26 protein-coding genes are annotated in these 26,699 nt (G+C 31.1%); 12 read left to right on the top strand and 14 right to left on the bottom strand.

What is annotated here, in order from left to right; genetic code table 11:
- The first annotated feature begins 7 nt into the window (after positions 1-7).
- The 4 genes from WAF17_RS10090 (at position 8) to WAF17_RS10075 (ending at position 3,737) form a co-directional block, all read left to right on the top strand.
- Complete coding sequence (locus WAF17_RS10090) at positions 8-1,288, top strand: hypothetical protein (RefSeq protein WP_338769553.1); 1,281 nt, start codon at positions 8-10, stop codon at positions 1,286-1,288.
- A gap of 45 nt (positions 1,289-1,333) precedes the next feature.
- Positions 1,334-2,440, top strand: coding sequence for a bifunctional diaminohydroxyphosphoribosylaminopyrimidine deaminase/5-amino-6-(5-phosphoribosylamino)uracil reductase RibD (gene ribD, locus WAF17_RS10085; protein ID WP_338769551.1), 1,107 nt, complete (start codon positions 1,334-1,336; stop codon positions 2,438-2,440).
- Between the two features lie 61 nt (positions 2,441-2,501).
- A complete protein-coding gene (gene dcd / locus WAF17_RS10080; RefSeq protein WP_338769549.1) occupies positions 2,502-3,038 on the top strand; it encodes a dCTP deaminase in 537 nt (178 codons plus the stop codon).
- Positions 3,039-3,215: 177 nt separating this feature from the next.
- On the top strand, positions 3,216-3,737 hold the full coding sequence (locus WAF17_RS10075) for a hypothetical protein (protein WP_338769548.1): 522 nt from the start codon (positions 3,216-3,218) through the stop codon (positions 3,735-3,737).
- A 182-nt stretch (positions 3,738-3,919) separates the two neighbouring features.
- Here the strand turns inward: WAF17_RS10075 and gltX are convergent, their stop codons facing one another.
- Positions 3,920-5,464 (bottom strand): glutamate--tRNA ligase, encoded by a 1,545-nt coding sequence (gene gltX / locus WAF17_RS10070; RefSeq protein WP_338769546.1) that lies wholly within the window; start codon positions 5,462-5,464, stop codon positions 3,920-3,922.
- A gap of 710 nt (positions 5,465-6,174) precedes the next feature.
- Here gltX and WAF17_RS10065 point away from each other — a divergent pair.
- On the top strand, positions 6,175-6,603 hold the full coding sequence (locus tag WAF17_RS10065) for a DUF1801 domain-containing protein (RefSeq protein WP_338769545.1): 429 nt from the start codon (positions 6,175-6,177) through the stop codon (positions 6,601-6,603).
- A gap of 21 nt (positions 6,604-6,624) precedes the next feature.
- Here the strand turns inward: WAF17_RS10065 and WAF17_RS10060 are convergent, their stop codons facing one another.
- The 5 genes from WAF17_RS10060 to WAF17_RS10040 form a co-directional block, all read right to left on the bottom strand.
- Positions 6,625-7,233, bottom strand: coding sequence for a hypothetical protein (locus WAF17_RS10060; protein ID WP_338769544.1), 609 nt, complete (start codon positions 7,231-7,233; stop codon positions 6,625-6,627).
- Entirely contained in the window at positions 7,226-7,840 is a 615-nt protein-coding gene (locus WAF17_RS10055; RefSeq protein ID WP_338769542.1) for a hypothetical protein, read from the bottom strand. The genes WAF17_RS10060 and WAF17_RS10055 overlap by 8 nt, the downstream gene beginning before the upstream one ends.
- 63 nt (positions 7,841-7,903) lie before the next feature.
- Positions 7,904-9,103 carry an ATP-binding cassette domain-containing protein gene (locus tag WAF17_RS10050; protein WP_338769540.1) on the bottom strand — a complete coding sequence of 400 codons (1,200 nt, stop codon included), beginning with the start codon at positions 9,101-9,103 and terminating at the stop codon, positions 7,904-7,906.
- Between the two features lie 94 nt (positions 9,104-9,197).
- Entirely contained in the window at positions 9,198-11,051 is a 1,854-nt protein-coding gene (locus tag WAF17_RS10045) for a cystathionine beta-synthase (RefSeq protein ID WP_338769537.1), read from the bottom strand.
- Positions 11,052-11,123: 72 nt separating this feature from the next.
- Complete coding sequence (locus tag WAF17_RS10040; RefSeq protein WP_338769535.1) at positions 11,124-11,573, bottom strand: hypothetical protein; 450 nt, start codon at positions 11,571-11,573, stop codon at positions 11,124-11,126.
- A 226-nt stretch (positions 11,574-11,799) separates the two neighbouring features.
- Between WAF17_RS10040 and WAF17_RS10035 the strand changes: the two genes are divergently transcribed.
- The 4 genes from WAF17_RS10035 (at position 11,800) to WAF17_RS10020 (ending at position 15,180) form a co-directional block, all read left to right on the top strand.
- A complete protein-coding gene (locus WAF17_RS10035; RefSeq protein ID WP_338769532.1) occupies positions 11,800-14,079 on the top strand; it encodes a hypothetical protein in 2,280 nt (759 codons plus the stop codon).
- 82 nt (positions 14,080-14,161) lie between these two features.
- Positions 14,162-14,401 carry a hypothetical protein gene (locus tag WAF17_RS10030; protein WP_338769529.1) on the top strand — a complete coding sequence of 80 codons (240 nt, stop codon included), beginning with the start codon at positions 14,162-14,164 and terminating at the stop codon, positions 14,399-14,401.
- A 40-nt stretch (positions 14,402-14,441) separates the two neighbouring features.
- The gene (locus WAF17_RS10025; protein ID WP_338769526.1) at positions 14,442-14,699 is read left to right on the top strand and encodes a UPF0175 family protein; all 258 of its coding nucleotides are present in this window, start codon (positions 14,442-14,444) and stop codon (positions 14,697-14,699) included.
- Positions 14,692-15,180, top strand: coding sequence for a DUF3368 domain-containing protein (locus WAF17_RS10020; protein WP_338769524.1), 489 nt, complete (start codon positions 14,692-14,694; stop codon positions 15,178-15,180). The genes WAF17_RS10025 and WAF17_RS10020 overlap by 8 nt, the downstream gene beginning before the upstream one ends.
- Here the strand turns inward: WAF17_RS10020 and WAF17_RS10015 are convergent.
- The 3 genes from WAF17_RS10015 to WAF17_RS10005 all read right to left on the bottom strand — a co-directional run bounded on the left by WAF17_RS10015 (position 15,177) and on the right by WAF17_RS10005 (position 18,799).
- Entirely contained in the window at positions 15,177-16,634 is a 1,458-nt protein-coding gene (locus WAF17_RS10015; RefSeq protein WP_338769522.1) for an adenosine deaminase, read from the bottom strand. The two genes, WAF17_RS10020 and WAF17_RS10015, sit on opposite strands and share 4 nt — an antisense overlap.
- Before the next feature lie 187 nt (positions 16,635-16,821).
- Positions 16,822-17,895: a serine hydrolase gene (locus tag WAF17_RS10010; protein WP_338769520.1), complete on the bottom strand. Its 1,074-nt coding sequence runs from the start codon at positions 17,893-17,895 to the stop codon at positions 16,822-16,824.
- Positions 17,896-17,995: 100 nt separating this feature from the next.
- Positions 17,996-18,799, bottom strand: coding sequence for an AraC family transcriptional regulator (locus WAF17_RS10005; RefSeq protein WP_338769518.1), 804 nt, complete (start codon positions 18,797-18,799; stop codon positions 17,996-17,998).
- A 196-nt stretch (positions 18,800-18,995) separates the two neighbouring features.
- On the opposite strand from WAF17_RS10005, the gene WAF17_RS10000 reads away from it, so the two are divergent.
- Entirely contained in the window at positions 18,996-20,186 is a 1,191-nt protein-coding gene (locus WAF17_RS10000; RefSeq protein ID WP_338769516.1) for an AIR synthase-related protein, read from the top strand.
- Positions 20,187-20,288: 102 nt separating this feature from the next.
- On the opposite strand, the gene WAF17_RS09995 is transcribed toward WAF17_RS10000, so the two are convergent.
- Positions 20,289-20,654: a hypothetical protein gene (locus WAF17_RS09995; RefSeq protein ID WP_338769514.1), complete on the bottom strand. Its 366-nt coding sequence runs from the start codon at positions 20,652-20,654 to the stop codon at positions 20,289-20,291.
- 295 nt (positions 20,655-20,949) lie between these two features.
- The gene (gene lgt, locus WAF17_RS09990; protein ID WP_338769512.1) at positions 20,950-21,837 is read right to left on the bottom strand and encodes a prolipoprotein diacylglyceryl transferase; all 888 of its coding nucleotides are present in this window, start codon (positions 21,835-21,837) and stop codon (positions 20,950-20,952) included.
- A gap of 351 nt (positions 21,838-22,188) precedes the next feature.
- On the opposite strand from lgt, the gene WAF17_RS09985 reads away from it, so the two are divergent.
- Positions 22,189-22,668 (top strand): hypothetical protein, encoded by a 480-nt coding sequence (locus tag WAF17_RS09985; RefSeq protein WP_338769509.1) that lies wholly within the window; start codon positions 22,189-22,191, stop codon positions 22,666-22,668.
- A gap of 140 nt (positions 22,669-22,808) precedes the next feature.
- Positions 22,809-23,219 (top strand): hypothetical protein, encoded by a 411-nt coding sequence (locus tag WAF17_RS09980; RefSeq protein WP_338769506.1) that lies wholly within the window; start codon positions 22,809-22,811, stop codon positions 23,217-23,219.
- 90 nt (positions 23,220-23,309) lie between these two features.
- Here the strand turns inward: WAF17_RS09980 and WAF17_RS09975 are convergent, their stop codons facing one another.
- From WAF17_RS09975 to WAF17_RS09965, 3 genes are all read right to left on the bottom strand, one after another.
- Entirely contained in the window at positions 23,310-24,650 is a 1,341-nt protein-coding gene (locus WAF17_RS09975) for a serine hydrolase domain-containing protein (RefSeq protein ID WP_338769503.1), read from the bottom strand.
- A gap of 84 nt (positions 24,651-24,734) precedes the next feature.
- A complete protein-coding gene (locus WAF17_RS09970; RefSeq protein ID WP_338769500.1) occupies positions 24,735-25,538 on the bottom strand; it encodes an AraC family transcriptional regulator in 804 nt (267 codons plus the stop codon).
- Between the two features lie 202 nt (positions 25,539-25,740).
- Positions 25,741-26,541, bottom strand: a complete 801-nt coding sequence (locus WAF17_RS09965) for a uroporphyrinogen-III synthase (RefSeq protein WP_338769498.1) — start codon at positions 26,539-26,541, stop codon at positions 25,741-25,743.
- Positions 26,542-26,699 lie beyond the last annotated feature (158 nt).

The following is a 26,699-nucleotide window of genomic DNA, read 5'->3' as shown; positions in this document are numbered from 1 at the left end:
ATCAAAAATGAAAAATCTAGCTTTCTTATTTCTACTCTTAGTTTTTTGTACAGCCTGTAAGCAAAAAGAAGAAAAAGCACTAATCCCTCCAAAAGAATGGCTTTCTCAAATCAAAAATGAAGAAGCCAAAAAAAGAACTACTGATGTTCTTGAAAAAATACATACTTCTACGGCTTATTCTGTTTTGGAAAAGGATAGTTTGTCAGAAATGCAAGTGAAGTTTGCTAATTGTGAATTGTACGATGAAACTAGAGATATTCGGATTTTTAAAAATTGGGAAGAAAAATATTATAAAGGGGGGATGAATATGCTAGACCCAAATATAAAGTACCTTACTCCTTTATTTACTTTGTATGAAAAAGATACTGCTGTTTTGAAAGCTGCATTAAATGCTATTGTAGATACTACTTTTATATATTTTTTTGAGAAACCTTATTCACTTGAGAAGTTTGAAAAAGATACTATTACAAATCAAGATATAGAATTAGATGAGAATAAACCTTCAAACAAAATACTGAGAATGGAAAGTGAAGTTGTAACATTAATCAAATATGCTGAGAAATTACAAAACGAAAAATATACAAGAGGAGAAGGATATAAGAATGAAATGGATAAAAAAACTAAGGGGAGCATAGAGAAAGCATCTAAAAAACTATTCCAACTTCTCAATGAAAAAGGTTCTCTTGATTATACATTCCCCAAATTAGCTAAGGAAGTGCAGATTTTATGCTCTTCAGATAAAAAGCTCAGAGTTTTTTATTATAAATATTTAGATTTAAACTTTTATGATGGCATTGTCTATACTGCAAATAATAAAATGGATACATATATTCAATTTAAAAGTCATAAGAATAATGAAGCTACTGCTCAAAAGATAGATTGTGGTGGGGGATACGGATATGATTACGGATACTGTTATTCAGATAATCTCAGAGGTATATTTCAAGTAGAAAAAAATGGAAGTGCAGTATATTTGTTAATCTCTGAGTTTAACTATAAAAAACTAGAACATTATACTTCTATTCAACCTATAGAAATAATAGATGATAAATTATCTTATTGTAAGAGTTGTATAAAGGAAAAAACAAACATAGCTTTATATCCTTATCCAAACAACCCTAAATCAGGTTCACTTATCTCATTTGATAAAAATAAACAACAAATCTCATTTACTTTTAATCCTTTGGTAGAAGATAGCTTAAACTTTAGTATTACAAAGAAATATATTTTACAATGGAATGGAGAACAATTTGTGCCTCTACATTTAAAATTATATTGCGATAAGTAAAATCCCACCATTGCTCGTGTCCCCACGAGCGATAAAATAAATAAAATGAACGAAGAACTATACATGCAACGTGCCTTACAACTTGCTGAAAAAGGCAAAGGTGCTGTAAGTCCGAATCCGTTAGTCGGTTGTGTAATTGTAGCCGAAAACAAAATTATTGGAGAAGGCTATCACGCAACATATGGAGAAGCACACGCAGAAGTAAATGCACTCAATAGTATTTCAGAAGATGATAAAAATCTACTTTCTCAAGCGACGGTTTATGTTACTTTAGAGCCTTGTAGTCATTTTGGAAAAACGCCTCCTTGTGCTGATGCGCTCATTAAAGCAAATGTCAAAAAAGTAGTTATTGCTACACTTGACCCAAATCCGTTGGTAGCTCAAAACGATGCAGGAAGAGGAATCCAAAAGCTAAAAGATGCAGGAATTGAGGTAATTGTAGGAATGTGTGAGCAGGAAGCAAAATACCAAAATAGACGTTTTATGACTGCTTTTATAAAAAAACGTCCGTATATTATCTTGAAATGGGCGCAAACAGCAGACGGATTTATAGCTAGAAAAGATGGTACTTCAAAATGGATTAGTAATGCTGTTTCTAGGAAATTAGTGCATAAATGGAGAAGCGAAGAAGACGGAATTTTGGTAGGAAAAAACACCGTTTTACAAGACAATCCAAAACTAAATGTAAGAGAATGGACAGGCAAAAACCCAACAAGAATTATCTTAGCAGGAAATGGTTTTGAAGAATTAAATTCTAGTTTTTCGGTTTTTGATGATTCGCAGCCTACAATTTTTTATTCTTATTCTGATAATGATAAGGCTGATAACTCAAAAAAGACTACTTTTGTAGATAAATTTTTACAAACTGAACTTATAGAGCTTAGTCAAGATAATTTTTGGCAAACACTCTTTGAAGATTTGCACCGTAAAAATATTCATTCTGTTTTTATAGAAGGAGGAAGTAAAATTCTTCATTCCTTGATAGAAAATGGGTTTTATGATGAAATCCGTCGTTTTATAGCTCCAAATGTCTTTTTTAACGAAGGCTTTGAAGCCCCAAAAATAGCTATTGCGCCTATTAAAACAGAGATAATTGAAGACAACAAGTTTGAATTAATTACGAATTACGGATTAAAGATTACGAATGAATAATTTAAATTCATTGCAGTTTATTCAGCGTAATTCGTAATCCGTAATCCGTAATCGAATAGATATGATTTTATCAGATAAAGAAATACTAACCGAAATTGAAAAGGGAACTATCTTAGTTGAGCCCTTTGATAGAGAATGTTTGGGTACAAACTCCTATGATGTTCATTTAGGGAAGTTTTTGGCTACCTATAATGACGAAGTTTTAGATGCTAAGGCACACAACAAAATCACTACTTTTGAGATTCCAGAAGAGGGCTTTGTGCTTCAACCGAATACACTTTATTTGGGAGTAACAGAAGAATATACCGAAACACTTGCCCACGTTCCATTTTTAGAAGGAAAATCTAGCGTAGGAAGACTAGGAATTGATATTCATGCAACGGCAGGAAAAGGCGATGTAGGTTTTTGTAATGCTTGGACATTAGAAATTTCGGTTACACAAGCTGTTCGTATTTATGCTGGAATGCCAATTGGTCAGCTTATTTATTTTAAAGTAGATGGACAGATTGAAAGACCTTATAACAAGAAAAATTCTGCAAAATACAATCAGAGAAGCGAAAAACCAGTAGAATCTATGATGTGGAAAAATAAATTTTAATTTTCAACAACAAATCAAAGGCTTCTTGCGTTTGGTAGAAAAATTTAAAATCATTTTTTAGAAAAAATATACAAAACATAAACCCAACGTTTTACTGTAATTCTGAATTACATTCGTAGTTTTTAATTAGCTACACTGATTATTTCATAATTCGTAATACGTAATTAATCAATACCTATGCAAAACGAAGGATATTCAGCAGAAGCTATCAAAATTATTAGAGATAAAGCTCTAAAAGAAGGACGTGATTTTGTCATCAACGAAGACATTGAACGTACGCCCGAATCAGTTTGTTTTTATTTTACTGGAGAATACAAAGGCAATGCTGTTGTATTTGATGCGTGTCTGTTTGCCTTACGTGTAGAACACGAAATGCAAGTTTTTGCATTAGCAGAAGAACGTGTAGAAGATACTTTTCCAGATTTTAATTTGGAAGTTGAAATGGAAAACGAAGAATCTGAATCAATGGAATACTTTGATGAAAAAGTAGCTGAAATAGAAGAAAATCAAGAAATACAAGTAAGCGAATATATTGATTTTGACGAAGCTGTAGAATACGGTGTAGGCTTAGATGTTTGTTTGAAAGTAAAAGAAGTAACTGATGAAACAGTTGCTAAGTTTATTTCTAGCTTTAATAAAGGAACTTTCAAATTAGACCCAAAAGAATATACATTCAAATTGGAAGAATTTGGAGCATAACAAATACAATTAAATACTTGTAGATGTGTCAAATAGAAGTTAGATAGTTTAAAAGCTGTCTAACTTTCTTTGTTTTTCTTAAAATAGCTCCTATAAAAAAATCTAACCTCAAAAATGAGATTAGACTTTTTATAAGGTTTATCTTGTCATTGTTTGTGTCCCCACAAACGATATATTTTCAATTAAGCCTTTACTTCCAATTCATTAATTGCCTTTTCAATTCTAAGAGTAACCTCTTCTTTTCCTAAAAGAACAGCTACTTCCATCAAATCGGGACCTGAACCTGCACCCGTCAGAGCAAGTCTTAGAGGTAACATAACAACACCCATTTTAACACCTGCATTTGTAGCAGCATCATAAACAAGTTGTTTTGTTTGTGCTTCGTCCTCTAATGATTCTGTATTTTTCAAAAGTTCTACAAAAGAGTTTAATCCTTTTACAGCATCAGCATTCCATTTTTTGGCAACTAATTTCTCATCATACTCAGATGGAGCTTGTAAGAAAACTTTAGAACCTTCCCAAAAATCACTCAAAAAGACAGCACGTTCTTTCAATATTTCGGCTAATTTTTCCAAATAAGAAGTATCAGCTAAGGAGTTCATGACCATTTTTGAAGCCAAGTATTCTGCAATTTCACTATTTGGTTTGTTGCGTAGATACTGCTGATTAAACCATTTTGCTTTATCAAAATCAAATCTTGCACCTGCTTTATTTACTCTAGCAATATCAAAGGCTTCGATTAATTCTTCCATAGAGAAAAGCTCTTCATTATTCCCTGGATTCCAACCCAAAAGAGCTAAAAAGTTTACGACAGCAGCAGGTTCAAAACCCCACTCTCTAAAACCTTCAAATTTCTCATCTCCTGTTCCTTTTCCGTTCCATTCTAATGGAAAAACAGGCATATTGAATTTTGCACCATCACGTTTTGATAGTTTTCCGTTTCCGTCTGGTTTCAAAATCAAAGGCAAGTGAGCAAATTTTGGCATCGTGTCTTCCCAACCCAAATAACGATACAAAAGAACGTGCAAAGGAGCAGATGGAAGCCACTCTTCGCCACGAATAACGTGAGTAATTTTCATCAAATGGTCATCCACAACATTAGCCAAATGATAGGTAGGCATTCCGTCAGATTTTAATAAAACTTTATCGTCAATAGCAGACGAATGAACAACCACCCAATTACGAATCATATCATTGAGACGAACTTCTTCCTTACGTGGAACTTTCAAACGAATAACATACTTTTCTCCACTCTCCAAAAGTCGTTTTGTTTCATCTTCTGGTAAAGTCAAAGAATTACGCATTTGTGTACGAGTGATACTGTTGTATTGAGGAGAAGCAACACCAGCATTTTTCAAACGTTCTTTCATTGCCTCTAAATCTTCTGAAGTATCAAAAGCATAATAGGCATGTCCGTTTTCGATAAGCTGCATCGCATAATCTTTATACATATCTTTTCGCTCAGACTGGCGATAGGGCGCATACTCTCCTCCATGTTTTGGGCTTTCAGTAGGCGTAATTCCAATCCACTCTAAGGCTTCCAAAATATATTCTTCTGCTCCTTCTACAAAACGAGTTTGGTCAGTATCTTCTATACGAATGATAAATTCGCCACCATGTTTTTTGGCAAATAAATAATTAAAAAGGGCAGTACGGACTCCTCCGATATGCAATGCACCTGTTGGAGATGGCGCAAAACGTACTCTTACATTAGTATCTTTACTCATAAGATTGATTCTATATAGTTTTTTTGATGTATTGCTATTTTATTTCTGATTTAAAGCACAAATTTACAAAAAATAATACGGCTTCTTAGTACACTTTTTATTTGGTTTTAAATTCTTAACTTGATGTTTGACTTTGTAGTTCCTTTAATCCCAATTTATAATTATTGAATAATATTAATTTCTAATGGATAAACAGAATAAACTAGATAATTACTCTCAAAAAGTAAATGATTTTATAAAAAAAAAATTATCCTTCTATTTTAGAATCCCCTTATCAAATTAGTTTTCATCAAAATGATGATACAGAAACGATTTTTTTAGAAATAAAAATCAAATCTTTTAGTAAAAATAAAAATCCATTTCTAACTTTAGATACTCAAGATGAAAAGATAACTATTGGATTTTCTAATTACCATTGTCATTTTGGAGGTTGGTATGAAAGTGAATTTGAAGAAGATATAACAAATGCAGTTTCATCTTTTGAAAAAATAAGAGACGGAAGGTTAATTGTAGCTGAATATTACAACAATGAAAAATTTCTAGGTTCTATTCTTTTAGAAAATCAAAAGCAATTTAATGAAGAGAAATTATTGAAAGAATGGAAGTTTGGAAAGCCTAATCGGATTAATTTTGAGAGGTTTAGGTTAAATGAAGAATGAGGTGTTTTTTGTGTCTTTGGCACAACTATTTTATCTAAAACCCACAAAAAAATGTCAGAAAACAAAATCAAACAAAACGAAAATAGCGTTGAAAATTTCCTCAACAGTATAGAAAATGAGCAGCGCAAAAAAGATGCTTTTGAAGTATTGGAATTAATGAAATCTATAACTGGACTTGAACCCAAAATGTGGGGAGATAGTATGGTTGGCTTTGGTTCGTATCATTATAAGTATGAAAGTGGAAGAGAAGGCGATTATTTTATTACAGGACTTGCACCACGAAAAGCAAACTTGTCTATCTATATTATTGATGGATTTGGAAAATATGAAGAACTTCTAGAAAAACTGGGGAAACATAAAACAAGCGTTTCTTGTCTTTATATTACCAAGTTAGATAAAATTGATAAGAATATTTTGAAGGAAATCATTACAAAATCATTTAATTATATGTGTAAAAATTATCCTGTAGAATTGAATTAATTTAGACGATATATATGTGTTTTATCGTTTCTCTTCTTCAATGTAATCTTTGACTACCTCAAGAAATTCTGATGGAGCATAAAATCGTTTTAAAAACTCTTCAAATGCTCCTTCATTTGTTATTTCTTCAAAAAAAACTTCATGGTCAGTTCCAAAAACAGTTGGGTTTTGTGGGTTAGGGTCTGACAAACAGATATAATAGCCATCAGGAAAGCCATACGAATAAGCTATTTCCATAAATTCTAAACTACCACTTCCAACTACTTTTTTGACTTCGCTGAGATTAGTCATTTCCTCATCTTCAAAATCATCTCCCCACTCCTCAAAATCAGTTGTTCCTTTTGTGAGAGGAGTAAACAATCTTTTTCTGTAAAACATTTGCCCACAGGGTATTTCGTGGTCAGAGAAAAAATGTTCCATCAAACGTTCATAAAATTTGTCTTTATTCTGTTTGTAGAGTTTTTTATTATCATCATAGAAATCATCTACACCATACAATTCGTTTCCCCAATTTTCTTTTGGATATAATGGATGATTAAATTCTATACCTTGCAAAAACTCTTGTAATGAACTGGCTGACTTGGTAGTTCCTCCAAGTTCTCTGATTCTACTTATTATTTCTTTATTCATATAACTCTTCTGTCTTTCCAGCTTCTATTTCTGATAATCCTTCATTAATATTTAAAGAGCTGCCTTCATAAAGTTGAAATTTCACATCATCTGCAATGGTTGTCATTTCATAATCTACTTTTTCGGCTTTTCTGTAATACACTTTAGAAGTATCTTGAAAGTTGATAACCCATTCTTCTAATAATTGTTGCTCTCCTGACATGTCGTTTTCATATTTCACTTTTTCTAAAAACAAAGGTGTATTTTCTTCTGATGAAATAAGACGATAGTTTGTAAAACCGTAGTCATTACAATCCATTTTATAAATCGTTGCAATAGAGCCTTTCTCTTTTATATTATTTTGCTGATACGTTCCGAAACAGTCGCCTCCCCCAAATTCGTTTTTGAGGATTAATTTATCTAGGTTTTTAAAGTCTTGATTTATCAATGCTTTTATTTCAGTTACTTCCATACTCTTTTCGTTAGGAGTATTGTTTTCAGTAGTAACTTCTATATTTTCTGCCAAAACAGTTACACTATCTTGATTTTCTGAAGTAATATCGTTTTTTTGCTCTTTTGAAGAACATGAAGCTAGTAATAATAGAGCTAGTGGTAAGTAAATTTTCATTTGATTTTCTTGGTTAGAGAGATTAAATATAAAAGTGAGATAGATAATAGTTTTGGAGCTTTATCAATTTATTGTTTTGACACTACTCACTCCATTCTCATTTATAAACTTTAAGACATTCATATCTGGATAGATGTAATCCATCTCCTTGTCATAATCTACAAAGATGAACTGAAATAAAAAATTTTCTTCTACGATAATTTTCATTAGATATTTTATTCCATCAGTATCTAGAGAATGTATGACACCTTTTTCAATTAGAAGAATAGTAGGACGAAATTTAGAAAAATATATTGCTAATTGTAAAATAATTTCAAGGCATACTTTTACTGATTCTCCACCAGAAAGGTTTGCTAGAGGTAGAAAAGGTGCAGAATTTTTTATTTTAAACTCTAACTCTTTACTATTTGTGATTTCCAAGTCATGAATGAAATACTTTCTTTTATTTCTAATAGAGTATAACAGACTTATCAGTTCACTCTTTTTGAGATTAAAAAACTTAGAAATTTTTTTAGCCGTAGTTATGCTTTTAAAATCATATGAATTATTGACATAAGCCATAAATTTTTCTTCTAAGTAAAGTGTTTTTACTGGAGAGTCTAAAATAGGTGTTTCAACTTCATCAACCTCATACTCAATTCTACTATTAGAATTTACAATCACTCTGTACTTTGAACTTACGGACTTAATAAATTTTAGCTTGAAATATCCATTTTGTCCTTTTGACTTTAATTTAATTAGATTAAGATATTTACTATTCTCTAATGAAGAAATTATTTGACAAAGTGTTGATTTACCTGTACCATTATTTCCAATAAATACATTGTTTTTTTTGAGTCTAATCTTAATATTTGAATTAAATAGACATATATTATTTACTTCTATTTCATACAAAGAACCGTTCTTTATGTCGAGCCCTTCATGTTTTAAACTTATTTGTTTCTCATGTTCCTTTTTAATACTTAATAGCTTTTCTGTAGAGTATTTAAATTCATCTCTGTCAATATAGTTAGCATGTTCTGAACATAGCCAAATACCATTTTCTATACTTTTTCTCTCCTCATGACTTATTTGAGGGTCATATCTTCTGCTACCTCTTCCATCTGACGCTCCACTAATGTGTGCTGCTACTCCAGTTGAATTAACGGATTTATTAGATTCTTCTGATGCACTAATTGTAAGTTTTTTGCATATCGAACATTGATATCCTGCTCTCTTAGCAAGTCTGTTCTTGGTATCAGCATTAAAGTCATCTCTAGCCACTTGTAAATTACTTTTTGTTTTTTAATAAAAATCTATGTCAATTCATTTTTTGTATAAAAGCCAAATTACTCTCATAACTTGGCTTTTTTACTTCTTAAATCTGTTCTACAAATTCTAAAAATACTTCTTTGTGATGCTCCAAATCCATATTCGAAGAAAGCGACACACGAGCAATATAATCTTTGTCAGATTCTTTGGTTGTGCCTTGTGTAGAAGTAGCAGGAATTGTCCAATAAACGCCTTTTAGCTGTCCATAACTCACACAATATTTGCTTTCATTAGGAATTTTTTTAATCATCATCGTGATTAATTTATCGTTTAATTCTCTCTTGTAAGCTTCTTTTTCTTCTGCTGTATTGCCTTTTGTGGGAAGGTCTAATGAAAAAACAGAAGGCGTAAATCCTTGTGCTGCCAACTCTTCCGAAACAAAATTAATCTTTGCTGTGGGAAGTTTTTCTTCAATGAAATTGACAAACTTTCTAGTGTTTTTATATGCACCTTCGATTCTCTGATTCATTGAAGGTAGCTGTTCTGCTAGAATAGACATTTGAAAGTCTGTAGCTTCGTTATCACAAAGAATAATATGTTTTTCTATATTTTCCATTAGTGTTGCTGCTTTCTCATTTGCCGTGGCATAACCAGCCGTTACTTTTCCTCCACTTGGGAACTTTGAGCCACTCACATACGAAATCGTCTTGACAGTAGAGAGTATTTGATTTTCGCCTAAAAAGTTTACATTTGGGCAAAAAGTTTGGTCAAGAATGAAGACAGGTTCGATAGCTTCTTCTCCATTCGGAGTTTTACGTTTTTTGCTCAATGCCTTTTCTAAATTTTCAAGATTTGGAACTTCTACTCTTGGGTTGGTCGGAATTTCGGCAATGATATACGGAACAGCATCTAGTTCAGCCACTTTATCCAAAACCGAATCTGTACTGCTTACCATATCGTTATCGCCATCGACAGGCAAATCCATTACTTCTACATTATCCAAACACGCAGCTACACGCCTTGCTTGGTCATTTGTGCCACCATAACAGTTTGGAGGAACAATAAACTTGATAGCTTTTCCTTTGTGTTTTTCTTGTGCTTCATTTACAAGTCCCATCATAATGGCGTACTGAACCGACAAGCCACTAGAACCTACAACAGCTTTTGCATCTGCTTTTGTGATTTTTTTGATGGATTCTAAAACAGAAATTTTGTCTTTTTTAGTATCAAACTTTGTAGGCTCAAAAGAAGTATTTCCTACCAAAGACTGTAATGCTGTGTAACAATCAGCAGGAGTCATGGCAATCGTTTCTCTTCTTCTGACGTGCTGAATTTCTGAAATATACTCGTCATTAGTATCAGAATTATTAATGAAAATAATACTTCCAAGCTCATCGTGAATAGAAATAAAGAAATCTATGTTTGAGTTCAGAGTTGCTTTACCAATTTCTTTTTGTTCTGAAACAAGAACTGTGCTTCCATTAAATTCTTTTATTTCTTCTGTGCTTCCAATCTTTTTTACTTCAAAATCATAACCGTAAACTTCTTTCACTACTTTAGCATCAAAACAAGTTGGTAGCTCATCTGTGTAAAGAATTTGCGTTTTCTTTTTCTCAAACAAATTCTTTCTCAAAACAGCCAAAATAGGCGCAGTCTTAGATGAAAAGCTAATAATGTTTTTTGAAGGAAGATTATTTAGATTAGCAATTCCCCATTCCAAAACAGACGATAACGGATGTCCCAAACGAATATAATCATACGCCGTAGGTAGAATTTCTAATGCTGATTTTTTAGTGTTGTTTGCCTCAAATAAAGTTTCAAATTGCTCTAAAAATTGAGTTTTGGCGAGAGATTCGTTATAAATATCTAATCGGTGTGTAGTAAGTCCTATCCAATCGCTTGGCATATTTTCTAGAACTTCTTTTATATAGTTGATGGTTTTATCTTCTGCAATAATCATATTTCTTTGAGTGTTGAATGATTTGGTTAGTGTTTTTGAATTTAACTCAAAGATACGATAATCGTTTATTTTCTAAATTTTATCAAATGATTCAAATTTCAAATCATCAAGATTAATCTCAAATTCTCTTGTTTGAGAGTACGCTTTCTTCTGAAAAACTATTCTGCCATCTTCAGTCAATTCTATTATATCAAACTGTCCTCCTTGAAAGTGAGAAAATCTTGCAGTAGCATTTTTTTGAAAATCAATAAGAAAAAGTCGCAGCGAAACATCACTATCATATTTTATGGATTCTTCATCAAGATTTTTATTGGTATATTCTTCAAATACAATTATATCATCTGTCAGCTTCCAAAATCTCCCAGTAAACCATTTTCCAAACTCCAAAGAATCATCTAATAGACGAAGTTTGTATGTAAAATACCAATGGTCTGCTCTGATATTCAATTTGGAAGGGTGGAATGCCTCTGCAAAAGTTAGTTTTAACGTGTGTGTTTTACTAGAGATTAGAATGTCTTTCATTGGTTAGTGCATATTCAAAAATGTACGATATTTTATTTGTTGTATCAAATGAACTCAAAGATATGATATTGGTTTTTTTATCGTGAATGAGGTTCACTTCTCTATTTTGTTTTTTTATAAAAAAGCCAGTTTTGTGAGGTTTAAAAAAAATGAATCTGTATATTTAGAATATAAATAAAAGCTAAAGTAAATTGGCTTTTTTTGCAATATCTTTATGCCCAATACAATGACTTCTTACCAATTAATTCAGGAGATTAGAAGAAAAAAACACAGCAATCAAGGAGTAGTTTTATTTAAAAAAATTAACATTGATTTTTCTTCTCAGATGCTTTTTCATGAAATCGAATTATATGCAAGTGAATCAATTACATTTTCAGAATGTACATTTACTTGTAAGGATAGTAATAATATTGAATTATCTTTTATTCTGAAAACTCCAATAATCCATTTGATAGAGTGTGAATGTGACTTCAATATAAAATTTATATCATCTCAAAAACAAGATATAATAGTTGTTAGAGAATCTTTCAAAAAAGTATCTTTTGAGAAAGTATCATCTCATAATATGCTTTTAGCTGGAAGTAAATTAGAGGTTATAAATATAGAAGATTGCAATCTTGGTAAATTTTTGTTAGATGATAGCAAGTCTGTTCATAAACGTTCTATTAATATTAAAGGACAAGATAGTTTTTTTAATGATTTTCAGTTAAATATAAATGACAGAGACGTAGATATTAAAGACTTAAAGTTGAATCATTTAACTTTAAAAGGGAATAATAATGCAGGTGTTAGAATATCCATAAACAATGTTAGTCTACATACACTAGAAATATCCAGATTTTATAATGGAGGTACTATTGATTTATCTGATACTAATATAATACAAGAGTTTCATATCACAACAACAGCAACAGTAGCAATGATGGAGGCTATAATACGAACAAGATTAATACAAGCAACAATAGAAATAGCAGAAAAAACAGAAGCAAGGATAGCAAAAACACAAAAAGAAAAAGGACAGATAATATTAGAGTATGAACAAGCAATAGCAGAACGAGAAGAAGAGTTAATAGAACAAGAAAAAAAAACAAAAAAAGAAATATTAAAAATTGATAACCTATATAAGTATATAAAAATAGAATTTAAAACACACTTAGATGCAGATAAAATAAAAGATGCAGAAAGAGACACTGAAAAACTAAAACGGATACTAACAGAACGTATAGAAAAAATAAATGAATTAAAAGAAAAATTAAAAGAAACAAAAGGTAATAGATCAAAAGGAAGTGTTGAAATAAATAGTGATTTAGAAAAAATAAAGAGAAAAAGTATAGAAACAGAAAGGAAAACAAAAAAAGCTGCAAAAGAAATAGCAATAAAAGCAGCCGTAATAGCAATGAAAGAAGCAAAAGTTGCAATACCAAGAGCAGCTATTGAAGCAAAAAAACTAATAGAAACTGCAAAAAAGGAAGTGCAACAAACAAGACAGGAAGTAAATTTAGCAGAAACAAAACTGAAAGAATTGAATGTGAAAATAAAAGGTTTAGAAATGCAGTTTAAAGAAGCAGATGACTTAGATGATATAGATGAAGTAGCAGCAATAACAGTAATAGCATTAACAGAAATAAACAAGACAATCATAGAAAAAGAAAAAATAATAGTAGAAACCTTAAAGACAAAAGCAATAAAAGCAGTAGAGACACTAGAAATAACTACAAAACTAAATAAAACAGCAGCAAGAGCAGCAGAAATGTTAGAAACAGAAGAAATAGATATAGAACTGAGTGCAGAAACAATAATAGCAATAGTAGAGAGTATCGTAAATGCTCTTCAAGTTTCTTTTAAAGAAAAAACAGCATTAAAAATACTAAATTCGACATTGGGAAATGCGACTTTTAAAAATATTGATTTATCTAAATTTAGTAGTATAGAGATAAAGAAAGTAGACTTATCATCTTTGAAAACTTTTAATTCCACATTTCCAATAAAAGGTCAGATAATAAAGGGAGAGCATAAAGAATTGTATGAAATATTTAATGATTTATATACATCTTCTAAAAATAAAAATGATAAAACTGAAGAATTAGACTATTATAAAGCATCTAAAAATAATTTGCGTAAGTATTTATATGATAAAGAAAAATCTGCTTCAGATTATTCCTCTTTAATCAGTCTATTAATATCTGAAGGATATAGTAGTTTTGGTACTAACTTTTTACAAGCTACAATCATTACAGTAGTAATCAGTTTCATGTTTTTTAGTCTTATGTTATATAATATTGGTTACACTCTAGAACTAAATACAACTGGCACAAAGTATTTTTGTGATAACTTAGTAGCTTATTGGATTCAATATATAAATCCTGTTCATAGAGTAGATTTTATGAAAGAGGTTAATCCAAATTTTTCTGAGAATCCTTTTTTTGTGTTTTTTGATTTTATGGGAAGAATTTTTATTTCAATAGGTATTTTTGAAACAGTACGTTCCTTTAGAAAATTTGTATAAAATAATTTCAGTTCTCAACTTAAAAAGTTATTTCAGCGTTAAGAAAGTATATTCATTATTTAAAAACTAAATTATTTCGATTATGGAAATAAAAGTAAATTTGGCTTATCAGCAACTACTAGAGATAATAAAACAATTTCCTGCTAGTCAAGTGCAAAAACTGGTAATAGATGCACAAAATGTATTAGAAAAAAAGAAAGTCCAAAAAAATACGCCTTCATTTGATAATGATTTTTTGTTGTCTGCACCAAGAATGAGCGAACAACAATATGAAGAATTTTTAGAAAATCGTAAACAATTCAATCAATGGAGAAAGAAATAAATCTTTTTGTATAAACTATAAATCAAATATTAAAAATACTATGAATACTCATTTGCAAGTAGATTTTCCAGTAGAACTAGCCGTTGTTTTGCGTATGCAAGAAGGCGAGTTTGGAGAAGAAATAAAACGATTAGCTTTAGTAAAACTCTTCGAACTTGGTAAAATATCATCAGGGAAAGCAGCGCAGATTTTAGGAATTACACGTATAGCATTTTTTGATGTTTTGGCTAAATATGGCGTAGATATTTATAATGATAGTAATAAAGAATCTTTAAAAGAAGATATAAATAATGCCTAGACTAATAATTTCAAATACAACTCCTATTATTACCTTTTTAGGAATTGGTAAGTTAGATTTATTCGAAAAAATGTATGAGAGTATAGTTGTTCCTTATGAAGTTTATTTGGAAATAGAAGCAGGAAAAGACAAGCCATTTTATACGGACTTAAAAAAGATAGATTGGATTAAAATAGAAAAAGTCAAAAACAAAGAATTAGTAGAACATTTGACTACATTTTTAGACAAAGGAGAAGCAGAGGCTATCGTATTAGTAGAAGAACTACAAGCTGATTTATTACTTCTTGATGAAAAAACGGCTAGAAATTATGCTAAGTTGAAAGGATATACTTGTTCTGGTTCGTTTGGTGTATTATTGAAAGCAAAGGAAAAAGGGTTTGTTGCTGAAATAAAACCATTGCTAGAAATTGCTCAATCAAATGGAATACGACTAAGCAAAAATCTTATTGAAATTATTTTACGAGAAGCCAATGAGTTTTAGTGTTGTTCCAAAAACCCCACCTCAAACTCCAAAAAACGCCCCTCCAAATCCTTCCTTATTTTTTCCTTTTCTGATTCAGTTAAGAATGAATAATTGATGCTATTAAAAACCATTTTTTTGATATCTTGATAGTTTATGGAAGGATAATCTCTTATCAGTATCAAAAATTGCTGCGTCAAATCTGTTCGAAGTACACCTGCATCGTCTGTCGAAATCACTATCGGTACGTTATACGATTTATACAAAAGTATAGGATGTCTGTTTCCACTCACACCCAAAATAAAATCATTGCTAGAAAAACTAATTTCTATGGCGATTTCATTTTGTGTCATATATTTTAAAAGCTCTTCTGAATTTTTCTCATACGCAATATCAACGCCGTGTCCGATTCGCTCTGCACCTGCCACCAATACAGCATCGTTTATATGAAAAGTCAAATCTTCTGGTTTTACTAGCCCCAGTGTTAGTTCTCCTGCGTGCATTGCTGTTTTTACGTTTGGATAAACAGATTTAAAATACTTAAACATTTGCATATGAAGCCAGTAATCTCTCATCGCAACGGTATTGTTTTCTGGCGCAACAATATTTACTCCCACCACCAAATCTGATGTATGGGCAGAATGAAACGAAATTAGAAACGATTTGAAAGTAGTGGCTGGGTCAAGAACACGTATAAAATAGTTTTGATAACGCATCATAAATTTGTCGTCGTCTATTTTATTTTCTGTGTGAAGGGTTTGTATTAGTTCGTTGTGGTCGTTTACTTTTGAAAGAAATATCTTATTTTCTACTGCTGTATAATATTTATAAAGTTCTGCTAATTTTGACTGAATAGATTTATCTTTTGTTTCTTGTAACTTCAATAATTCAGTAGCAAAATCTTCATCTTTTTCAAATGTATTATAAAAACCTGTGCTTGTAAACATCGTTTCTATGTAACTTACATTTTCAGAAATGGCTCTTTGTTTTATCTCTCTAATTCCTTCATTAAAAGTAGCGTTTTCTGGAATACTGAATTTATCGAAGGTAGAAAAAAAGTGTTCGTCATTGGGTTTTGAAACATAATTGAAATAGAGCTTCGACCAAGATTCTATGATTTTTATTTTTATATCTGACCAATAGCCATCTGCTTTTAGTGAATTTACCCTTGACCATTCGCTTCGTTCGCTTCTTGAAACTTCGCTATCAGAAATAGCAAAAGTATTTCTATTAATCCATAAATTATTCTTTTCTACATATTCCAAATACGTTTCTGCATAAACAGAACCACTATAATGATGATGAATATCTGCTCCTTTGGGAAGTTTTGTCAGAAATTGTCTGAGTTTTGCTTCATCATTTCGGATACTATCCAAATAGGTATCAATTCTTTGTGTTGTTTCTTGATTTGTGTTTTGTGCAAAAGTAAATTGAACGATAAAAAATAGTAGAAATAGGCTTAACGAATGTTTCATTTTATAGTAGTTTGTCTTAGTCTTTTTTTATAAGGACACTAATATACAACATTCGTTTGTTTTGCATAACAGCTTGTAAATAGAAATTACTAAACAAAAAAATACTCCTAACTCAGCAGAACCAAAGTAGGAGTATTCTTTAAGAAAAAATTACTGTGGAGTTCCTTTGAAACAACCAATATTGTTTTTAATTTTCTATTACAGGAATAACAAACGCATTCATTATTTCATCTGTATAATTATGTCCGTTTCCATTTCCATAATTAGTTGTTGTTATTACGACACTTACGCCTAATTCTGGTATTGCTAGTATTTTCTGTCCACCGTTTCCAGCCATACAAAATGCTTTATACATTTTTTCTTGCCCAAAACTTTTTAGCCAAAATAAATATCCATATTCAAGTCCTTCATAAACTTTTACTTTTGGTGTAGTTGCTTTTTCTAACCAAGATTTTTCTAAAATTTCTTGGTTATTCCACTTTCCGTCATTCAAACACATCTGAATCAGTTTCAAAAAATCTCTACTTCTATATTCACTTCCTCCTGCTGTATTCAAAATTCCTTCTGGATTATAATCTAATTTGTAATCTTTAATACCAAGAGGTTTGAAAAGGTTATGATAAGCAAAAGAATCTAATTTCATATTTATACTTCGCTCTAAAATCTCTGCCATAGTTGCAGCTCCAGCCGAACAATAACGAAAAGAACGTCCATAAGGCTGATTTTCTGGTTTTGGCTCAAATGTATAAGCTCGTATAGGCAAATCAATAAAAAAACTTGTCCAGTCTTCTATCAAGTACATTCTTTCTTCATTTCCCCTAGAAAAACTGTTGTAGTCATCACATTCCATTACAGAACTCATAGTGAGTAAGTCTTCTATCGTAACTTCCTCTTTTCTTTTATCAGCATTTTGCGTAGGTAGTTTGTGCTGTAAATACTTGAATATTTTATCTTTTTCAGAATTGATATACCCTTTTTTTATAGCAATTCCTGTCAGTAAACTCGCCATTGTTTTTGTTGCCGAACGAGTATTGTGCATTGAGTTTGAATCTGTATCATTATAATATTTTTCAAAAATCAAATTGCCATTGTGAGCGACCAAAACGCTTGTTATTTGTTCATATTTTCCTGCCTTTATTGTACTATCTAGTTTTGAAAATAGAGGGTTTTTGCTTATGTTTTCTTTAGAAAAATCTAATTGAGCAAATGAAATTTGACTTGCTAAAAAATAGCAGAAGAAAGTGAAGATAATTTTATACATTGAAACAATAATAGTTTGATAAAAATTTATTTAAAGACATAAAATTAAAGTTTCTTTTATGGATAAAATAGAACCAAATTAACATCAAGCTTTTTCTGACTTAAAACACCTGTTTAGAAAACTGACTAGGAGTTTTGTTGAGATAGATTTTGAAAGTGCGTGTAAAATGACTTTGGTCTGAAAAACCACACAAATGAGCAATTTCTGTTAGGGAATAATTTTTTGAAAAAATATAACTTAATGCTTTTTTGATTTTTTGTTGGCGAATATAATCTCCTAATGAACTTCCAAAATACTTAGGAACTGCTCTTGAAATATGTACAGGATGAACGCCTAACTGATTAGAAAGCAACTTTAAATTCAAGTTTTCTGAATCTTCATTAAGTATTTGTCGTAGCGAATTAATCCAAATAGGCTGTTTTTCCTTTTCATAAAATTCATTTTTTTCTATCGTTTCACACAGTTGAAGCGTCAATAATTCAATAGAAATATCTGAATATATATCTTGACACCGAAACTCAAAGTAAAGTTTTGCCAGTAGATAGTGTGATGTAGGATTGTTGATAAGTTGGCTGCCTTCCCAAAGATTACTATCTAACTTTTTTTGTTCAAACCAACTTCTAGGAAATTCTAAATGAAAACCTCTTGCTTGTGTAGTCGCTTTTTCGTTGTAATGAGTTTCTTGCCAGTTGTGGAAAATCAAACTACCAGAAGTACAATGTGTCGTTACTTTCTTATTTGTATCATATACATTACCTTGAAGCAAGTACATAAAGTATGGGTTTTCGTGATAATGCCAATCTGTACGAGCCGAACGATAATCATATTCAGACAAAATCAGTTTATCAACATTAACTTCAGACTCTTTTCTACCATAATATTTACCTGATGTCAGAATTTTCATAGCTAAGGTTTAGTTTGTACTCTGTTTTATAAATATATTGAATTTGTTTGGTTAGAAGAAATAAAATTAAAGTCCTTTACATTTTGCACAAGCCCCAATATTTTCAGACTTTTGTAATAAGAAATTTCAAAAAATATTTTCTTCGCCTTTGTTTGGTATTTTAGCACAACAATACCGACAAAACAAATTACTAATTATGACTTCTCGTTATTCACAACGTGGTGTTTCTTCACAAAAAGAAGATGTACACGCAGCCATCAAATCTGTCGATAAAGGAATTTTTCCGAAAGCATTTTGTAAGATAATCCCAGATATTTTGGGAGGAGATGAAGAATACTGCAATATAATGCACGCAGACGGTGCAGGTACAAAATCATCTTTGGCTTATTTGTATTGGAAAGAAACGGGAGATTTGTCGGTTTGGAAAGGAATTGCACAAGATGCTGTCATTATGAATATTGATGATTTGATTTGTGTGGGAGCAACCGATAATATTTTGCTTTCTTCTACCATTGGTCGCAACAAAAATCTAATTACAGGCGAAGTTATCGCCAAAATAATCAACGGAACAGAAGAATTATTAGAAAATCTTAGAGAACAAGGAATTACCATTTTCAGTACAGGAGGAGAAACAGCAGATGTAGGTGATCTTGTCCGTACAATCATCGTCGATAGCACCGTAACAGCACGAATGAAACGAAACGATGTTATCAGCACAGACAAAATAAGCGAAGGCGACGTGATTGTAGGTTTAGAATCGTTTGGACAAGCGACTTACGAATCAGAATACAACGGAGGAATGGGAAGCAATGGCTTAACCTCTGCAAGACACGACGTTTTGACTAAAAAATATGCCGAGAAGTACCCAGAAAGTTTTGATAACTCCGTCCCTAGCGAACTTGTTTATAGTGGTTCTAGGAGTTTGACAGATATTTATGAAAAGCTTCCAAAGGACATCAAAACAGATATTGGAAAATTGATTTTATCGCCTACACGCACGTATGCGCCAGTAGTGAAAGAGATTTTGAATAAAATTAGAGAACATATACATGGAATGATTCATTGTTCGGGAGGAGCGCAAACCAAAATTCTTCATTTTGTTAATAATTCTCAGAATTTACATATTATAAAAGATTCTTTATTCGAAACACCACCACTTTTTGAGTTGATTCAATCAGAAAGCAAAACAGATTGGAAAGAAATGTATCAAGTCTTCAATATGGGACACCGTTTAGAGATTTATCTTCCAAAAGAACATGCTCAAACGGTTATTGATATTTCAAAATCGTTTGGAATTGATGCAAAAGTAATTGGTAGAGTAGAAAAGAATGACGGCGAAGGTAAAAAGCTGACTATTTCTTCTGCTCACGGAGAGTTTATATACTAAGTTTGAATTTAGATTTTAGAAATTAGAAATTAGAATTAATTTCACTAATTCAAAGTATTCGTAATTACTTCTTACTTCTGAAATCTAACTTCTAAATTTATTTCAATATTCCTCATCCTTAAAAACTTCCTCCTTAAAATAAGTAATAATATTCATTTTGAGGAGTTTTTCTTGTTCTTCTATTTTCAGAATAGGTAGTGGTTTGATGAGTTTCCAATGCACCCAGCCGTCTTCATCTTTTCCTTCTAGCTGATAATACTCTGCATAACTAAGTGCCTTGCAAGTTGCCATGTGCATCAAATCTTGTTTTTCATCTTTGCTAAAAGCTCGGATTCCTTGTCCTAGTTCTTGTATTCCCATCAAAAATAAAATACCATTTAAGTCTGGTTTTTTATCAAAATGAGATTGTAATTTTCGGCATAATCTAAACCATTCAGTTTCTATGTCTTTGTCTTCGTTCCATTTCATAATTAGTGAAAATTCTACACTACGTTATTAACTATTTAAACCATTTTGTTGAGTTCAACAAAATGGTTTAATGTATTTTATATCGTTTTCGTGAGTTTACGAAAACGTTTGTTTTATGGCTTCTTATTGGTATTTTTTGGATAGACCATTTTCGTGACCTCACGAAAATGGTTATTCCAATAATCAATTTATGTTACGCAAGGATAAAAATTTCTTGCATACATAAATGAAACCCATGATTTTAATCGTGGGGAAATTTTCGAATGCGTAATATTAATCAAGAAGTTTGTGTGTATTATTTCTTGTCATTCTTACTACCCACAACATTTTTATTACCCTTTTCAGCAAAATCAACTGCTTCTTGTCTTGCATTGCTTGAAAACGAACGCACAAAAAAGTATGTTCCTACAAGAATAAAGGGAATGCTTAAAAGCTGTCCCATATTAATACCATAAGTTGCTATCATCTCAACTTCCCAGTTTTCCTGTGTGTTTTTTACAAACTCAATCAAGAAACGTGCGCCAAAAAGAAGCATTAAAAATTGTCCAAAAATACGACCTCTAGGAACATAACGTTTCATTTTGAGATAAGAAAACATCAAGTAGAGAAAAATTAAAACATAAGCCCCTGCTTCATAGAGTTGAGTAGGGTGTTTGGCAAGTGTTTCTCCATTTTGAAGATAAATAAATCCCCAAGGCAAATCAGTAACTCCTCCATAAATCTCAGAATTCATTAGATTTCCTAAACGAATAAAAGCACCAGCAAGTGCAATCGGAATTACAATTCTATCCAAAAGCCACAAATAAGGTTGGTCGGGATGGTTTTTAGCATATAAAAATAAGGCTACCAAAAGTCCGATAGTTCCACCATGAGAAGCCAAACCACCTTTCCAAATTTTGAGAATTTCTAAAGGATTCGATAAATAATAGACAGGGTCATAAAACAAACAATGTCCCAAACGAGAACCCACAACGGTGGCAATAACCATATAAGTAAGAAGCGTCTCTAAGTCTTCTTGTGGTTTGCCTTCTATTTGATAAATCTTAGAAAAAATAAAATAACCAACAATGAAACCAGTAGCGAATAAAAGTCCGTACCAACGAAGGTTAATAAATTTCCATTGCCAAATTTCTGGGCTTACGTCCCAAGAAATGGCTGAAATGAGAGTGAGAAAGTCTAACATGTTTTTGAAATAGGTAGCCGACAGTTTCCAAACTGTCGAAAATATTTTTAGAACTAAAAGTTGGAAACTATTAGTTTTGATAACAATGCAAAGATAACGTAAATCTTTTTTAGGCTACAAATTATAGCCTTTCTTTATGTTTTTTTCAGAACATTTTGCTAGAACAAAATCTAATAAATTAATCAAAATAAGCTTTTTTGATTGTATTTTTAATATATAAAGTTTGATATTTTTAATAAACACAACTTTTTGGTTAAAAATTTGGTTTAATAATAAAAAATAGACATGTAATTCTGTAAAATTGAGAATTATAAGAATAATCTATTAAAAAGAACATAAATAAAACCAATTATGAAACAAGATAATAAAATACTAGACCGACTTTTTACTCAACTCCAAACAGCACGTTCTACGGCTCGTATAGAAGCTATCCTAACTCAAATTTGGAATATTTGGCTCAATACAGGTAATGTAGAGATGAATACCTTAGTTAGACAAGGAACTCAAAATCTTTCAAAAGGAGATTATACAGATGCTATCAATACGTTTACACAAGTAGTAGAGCAAAACCCAAATTTTGCAGAAGGGTGGAACAAACGAGCAACAGCTTTTTATTTACGAGGAAATTATAAGGCAGCCATTGATGATATTCATCAAACTTTAAATTTGGAAAACCGTCATTTTGGAGCGTTGGCAGGACTGGCAACCATCTATTCTGAAATTGGAGACGAACATGGCGTATTAGATACACTTGAAAAACTCTATCAAATACATCCTTTTCAACCTAAACTAAAAGACCAAATTGAAGAGCTTCGTTCAAGATTAAATTAAAAACGTCTGAAAAAAATCTTTTATGCAAAATCTAAAGACAATTAATTTAGAGAGATAGAAAACTTTTTGTTTACTATCTCTCTTTATTTTTTACTAATTTTACTACTACAAAAAATTAAGAAACCAAAAAACATGAGAAAATGACACCAAACGACATACACGTAGAGTCTGCACGTATTCAGAAAGGAATTGAAGACCATCTAGGAATTGATGGAAGCCTTATTTTTGATTATTCACAAGAAGGAACAACTATCAAACTTAATTTAATTACGGTCAATCCTCGTCACAATCAATCTTTTTTGTTTCATACCGAGCACGGAACAGACAAATTAGATGCCCTCAAAAAAATGTTTGAGTATGTGAAAAATTACCGTGAACGTGATAGTTCTTATACTATTCAATGGGTTTCGAAAGAGAAAGAAGGGCAGCGAGAACTTCAAACGTCTTATTTTAGAGCAAGAAATATGTACGAAGCACTAGACAAGCTTTATTTTGGCAGAGAGCTTAACTCTATTACGGTTTACAGTGTGGTTATGAATCCTTCGGCTTAGGTTTGTTTGTCGTCGGAAAGGATACTGACAACAGAAGAAGAAGGTATGAAACTTGATAAATCAGATTCTGATTTATCAAGTTTTTTTTGTTTACTCTACTTTCAACCCTTCCCATCTTACGCCCTTGAAATCTAATAATGCTTTATACTCTTCATTCTCTTTTTTACGAAAAACTACAGATTCTTTAGATTTTTTATCCCAAAAAAAGGTGCTATCATTTTCAGCAAAGAGTTTTCCATTAAGTTTTTCATTTTGATAAGCCATTAAATACCCATCTTCTAAAATAAATTCTAATTGTAGATGTTCTATTTCTGCAAAATCATAAGTTCCTTCGTAACGAGAAAGCACAGTCGTAGGAAGTTTAATTTCTATTCTATTGATTTCTTTAGGAATCTGATATGGTTTTCCTTCCAAAATCTTTTTCAAATCTTCTACAATTTGTTGAAAAGGTATTTCATCATAATTCGATAAAAAAGTTAAGCTATAATTTTGCTCATAATTTTTGAAAGTATAAGCTCTTTTGCCTTGTGTTCCTCCTGCATGTCCGATTTGATTTTCCTCATTTAAATCCGAAAAATAAGGTTCGTTTCCTAAATAATTAATAAATTTACTCAAATCCTCAACAGTAGAATACAAATGACCTGTTTTACAATCTTCTTTTGGGAATTCTAAAACAGAAATTAATTGTTCGTCTTTTTTGTAATGTCCGTAAACATATTTTTTTAGATTTGAAGTATCAAAATCAAAATGCGCTCCTGAATTTGTCATTTCCAAAGGTTCAAAAAAGGCTTCTTTCAAATAATTATGATATGATTTTTGACTAATTTGTGAAATAACATAATACAAAATCTGAAAACCCACATTCGAATAACGTTCATCTGTATTAGGCTCAAATTCTAATTTTTCTTTTTTTGCTAGTGCTATAATTTCTTCTGAACCAAGGTCGAAGCAGTTATTATTATTGGTAGTCAATTCTCGTGGCAAACCCGAACGATTGTGCATTAAATGTTCAAGTGTAATTTTGTTTCCATTAGGAAAATCAGAAATATATTTATTCAAAAAATCACTTTGTTTCAGTTTTCCTTCACTTTCTAACTTGATTATACTTGCCTTAGCAAACAGTTTGGCAATAGAACGCAAATCAAACTGACTTTGAGAAGTTATCCAAAGAGAAGACAACGAATCAACAGGTTTTTCTGAAAGGTTATAGGCTTTCTTTAAAACTTCTTTTCCATTTTTTTCTAACAAAACAACACCATTAAATTGCCCTAAATTTGTCAGAGCAGTCATATATTCATCAGCATTTTTAGAAAATGAACTAGTTTCAGTATTTTTATAACTAGAAGAATATTGAGTTTTCTGACAGGAGCAAAGAATAAAAAAGATAAGAAATAAACTAACCTTTTTGGATTGAAAAAGTATTGATTGCATAGTCGAATTTGATTTTTACGTGATTAGAATTAAATCACAAAAAAACAAGATTACCTAGACAAAAAATTGTAAAAATGGTAAAATTTATTTATGTCTATCCAAAAAAGGAGGCAATTCTTTAAAAAACTTCGAAGGCGAGACGCCACAAATCCTCTTGAAATCATTATTGAAATGAGCTTGGTCAAAATAACCAAATTCATAACTCAAGGCTGTATAAGAAAGCTTTGGATGCTTTATTTTGTGTTTGATAACTGCCACTATTCGCACAATGACAATAAATTTTTTGAGTGTATAAGTAACTTCATCTTTAAATAATTTATTGATTTCCTGTCTGCTAACTTCAAACTTTTCGGCTAACTTTTGAACTGATGTAACACCTTTTTTCTTATACACTTCTTGACAAATATTTTTTACAAAATGAATAGTTGGAGTTGGTATGGGTGTGTGTTTTTTAATAAATGAAGTAGCTAATTTTTTCTGCTTTTCAAAATTATTGATTTTGAATAATTTCTTGTGCAGCTCAATAATTTCATTTCCATAAATTGTTTTTAAATCAATAATTCCTTTTTGAGATTGAATAGGAAAAAATGAAGCGTTGAGCCACGGTTGAACTTTTATCGTAAAAAAAGTGATAGAATTATCAAATTTGAGCTTGTAAGGAGGATTAGACAAGCTGATTGTAAACGTATCAAACTCAACAGGAATAATTTGTTTTTTGATTCCACATTCGAATTCTGTTTGTTTTTCCTTGAAGAAAATAAAATCATAGCACCCATCATCAATAATAGGTTTATATTTTACCTCTGAATCAGCAGGAATATGAGCAAAATAAAACTCTTTAATCAAATTTGAAATTTCTGTTGTTGGAAAGTGGTTTTCTAAAATCATTTTAATCAACTATTTTTAATCAATGAAATTGTTTTTAAGAATAGAACACAACTTCTCTAATTTTTCAAAACAATTTTCAAAATAATCTAATACAAAAACTCCCTTCTCAAAAGTCAAATAAATTGAAATTTTGAAAAGGGAGTTTTTAGAATTAGTGAGATTCCGTAATCCGTAATCCGTAATCCGTAATTTTTAATTGAATCTACTCAATTCCTAATTCTTCTTTCATTTTACGAATATATTGTTCGATTGCTCCTGTCATAGAAGGCGCATTCGGAAGAGGTGCTTCAATATCCAAACGCAGGTTGTGATCTCTTACTGCTTGTGCAGTTGTAGGGCCAAAAGCTGCAATACGAGTAGTTTTTTGCTTGAATTTAGGAAAATTATCAAATAAAGATTTTATTCCCGAAGGACTAAAAAATGCAATTACATCATAATTTACATTCTCCAAGTCTGACAAATCACTAGAAACAGTAGCATAAATGACAGCTTCTGAATGTTCAATTTCGTTTTCTCTTAAAAAAGAAGGAATATCATCTCTACGAATATCAGAACAAGGAAATAAGAATTTTTCCTTTTTATGTTTTGCAATGACTTTGTTCAAGTCTGCTGCTGTGCGCTCCCCTACAAAAAGTTTGCGCTTACGAAGATTTATATATTTAGGGAGATAAATAGCAGTTTGTTCTGAGACACAAAAATATTTCATGTCATCAGGAATAGTAATCTTTAACCCTTTACAAAGTGTAAAAAAATGATCCACAGCATTTCTACTTGTGAAAATTACTGCTGTATGGTCTAAAATATCTACTCGTTGCTTTCTAAACTCACGTAAAGAGACAGGCTGCACTTCAATAAACTGTCTGAAATCAACCTTTACATCATACCTTTGTGAAAGGTCGTGATAAGGAGATTTGTCAGTCAAAGGAGCAGGTTGAGAAATCAATACACTACGAATTTGCTTAGGTGCAGGTGTTGGGTGTGAGGCATTCGCTTCGTTTGCCATATCGTTGCAAAAATTGGTTTGTTAAAAACTACGACTAAAACTGTTTGTATAAACTAAACGTATCTATCTCATCAATAAATCAGTAATTAAATAGCAATTTATTCAGAAAATAATTTATATTTACGCAAACTATAAACACAGAATTAGAAACGAGTCTA

Source organism: Bernardetia sp. ABR2-2B, assembly GCF_037126435.1.
Classification (GTDB): domain Bacteria; phylum Bacteroidota; class Bacteroidia; order Cytophagales; family Bernardetiaceae; genus Bernardetia.
This window is presented reverse-complemented; position numbering and strand designations above follow the sequence as displayed.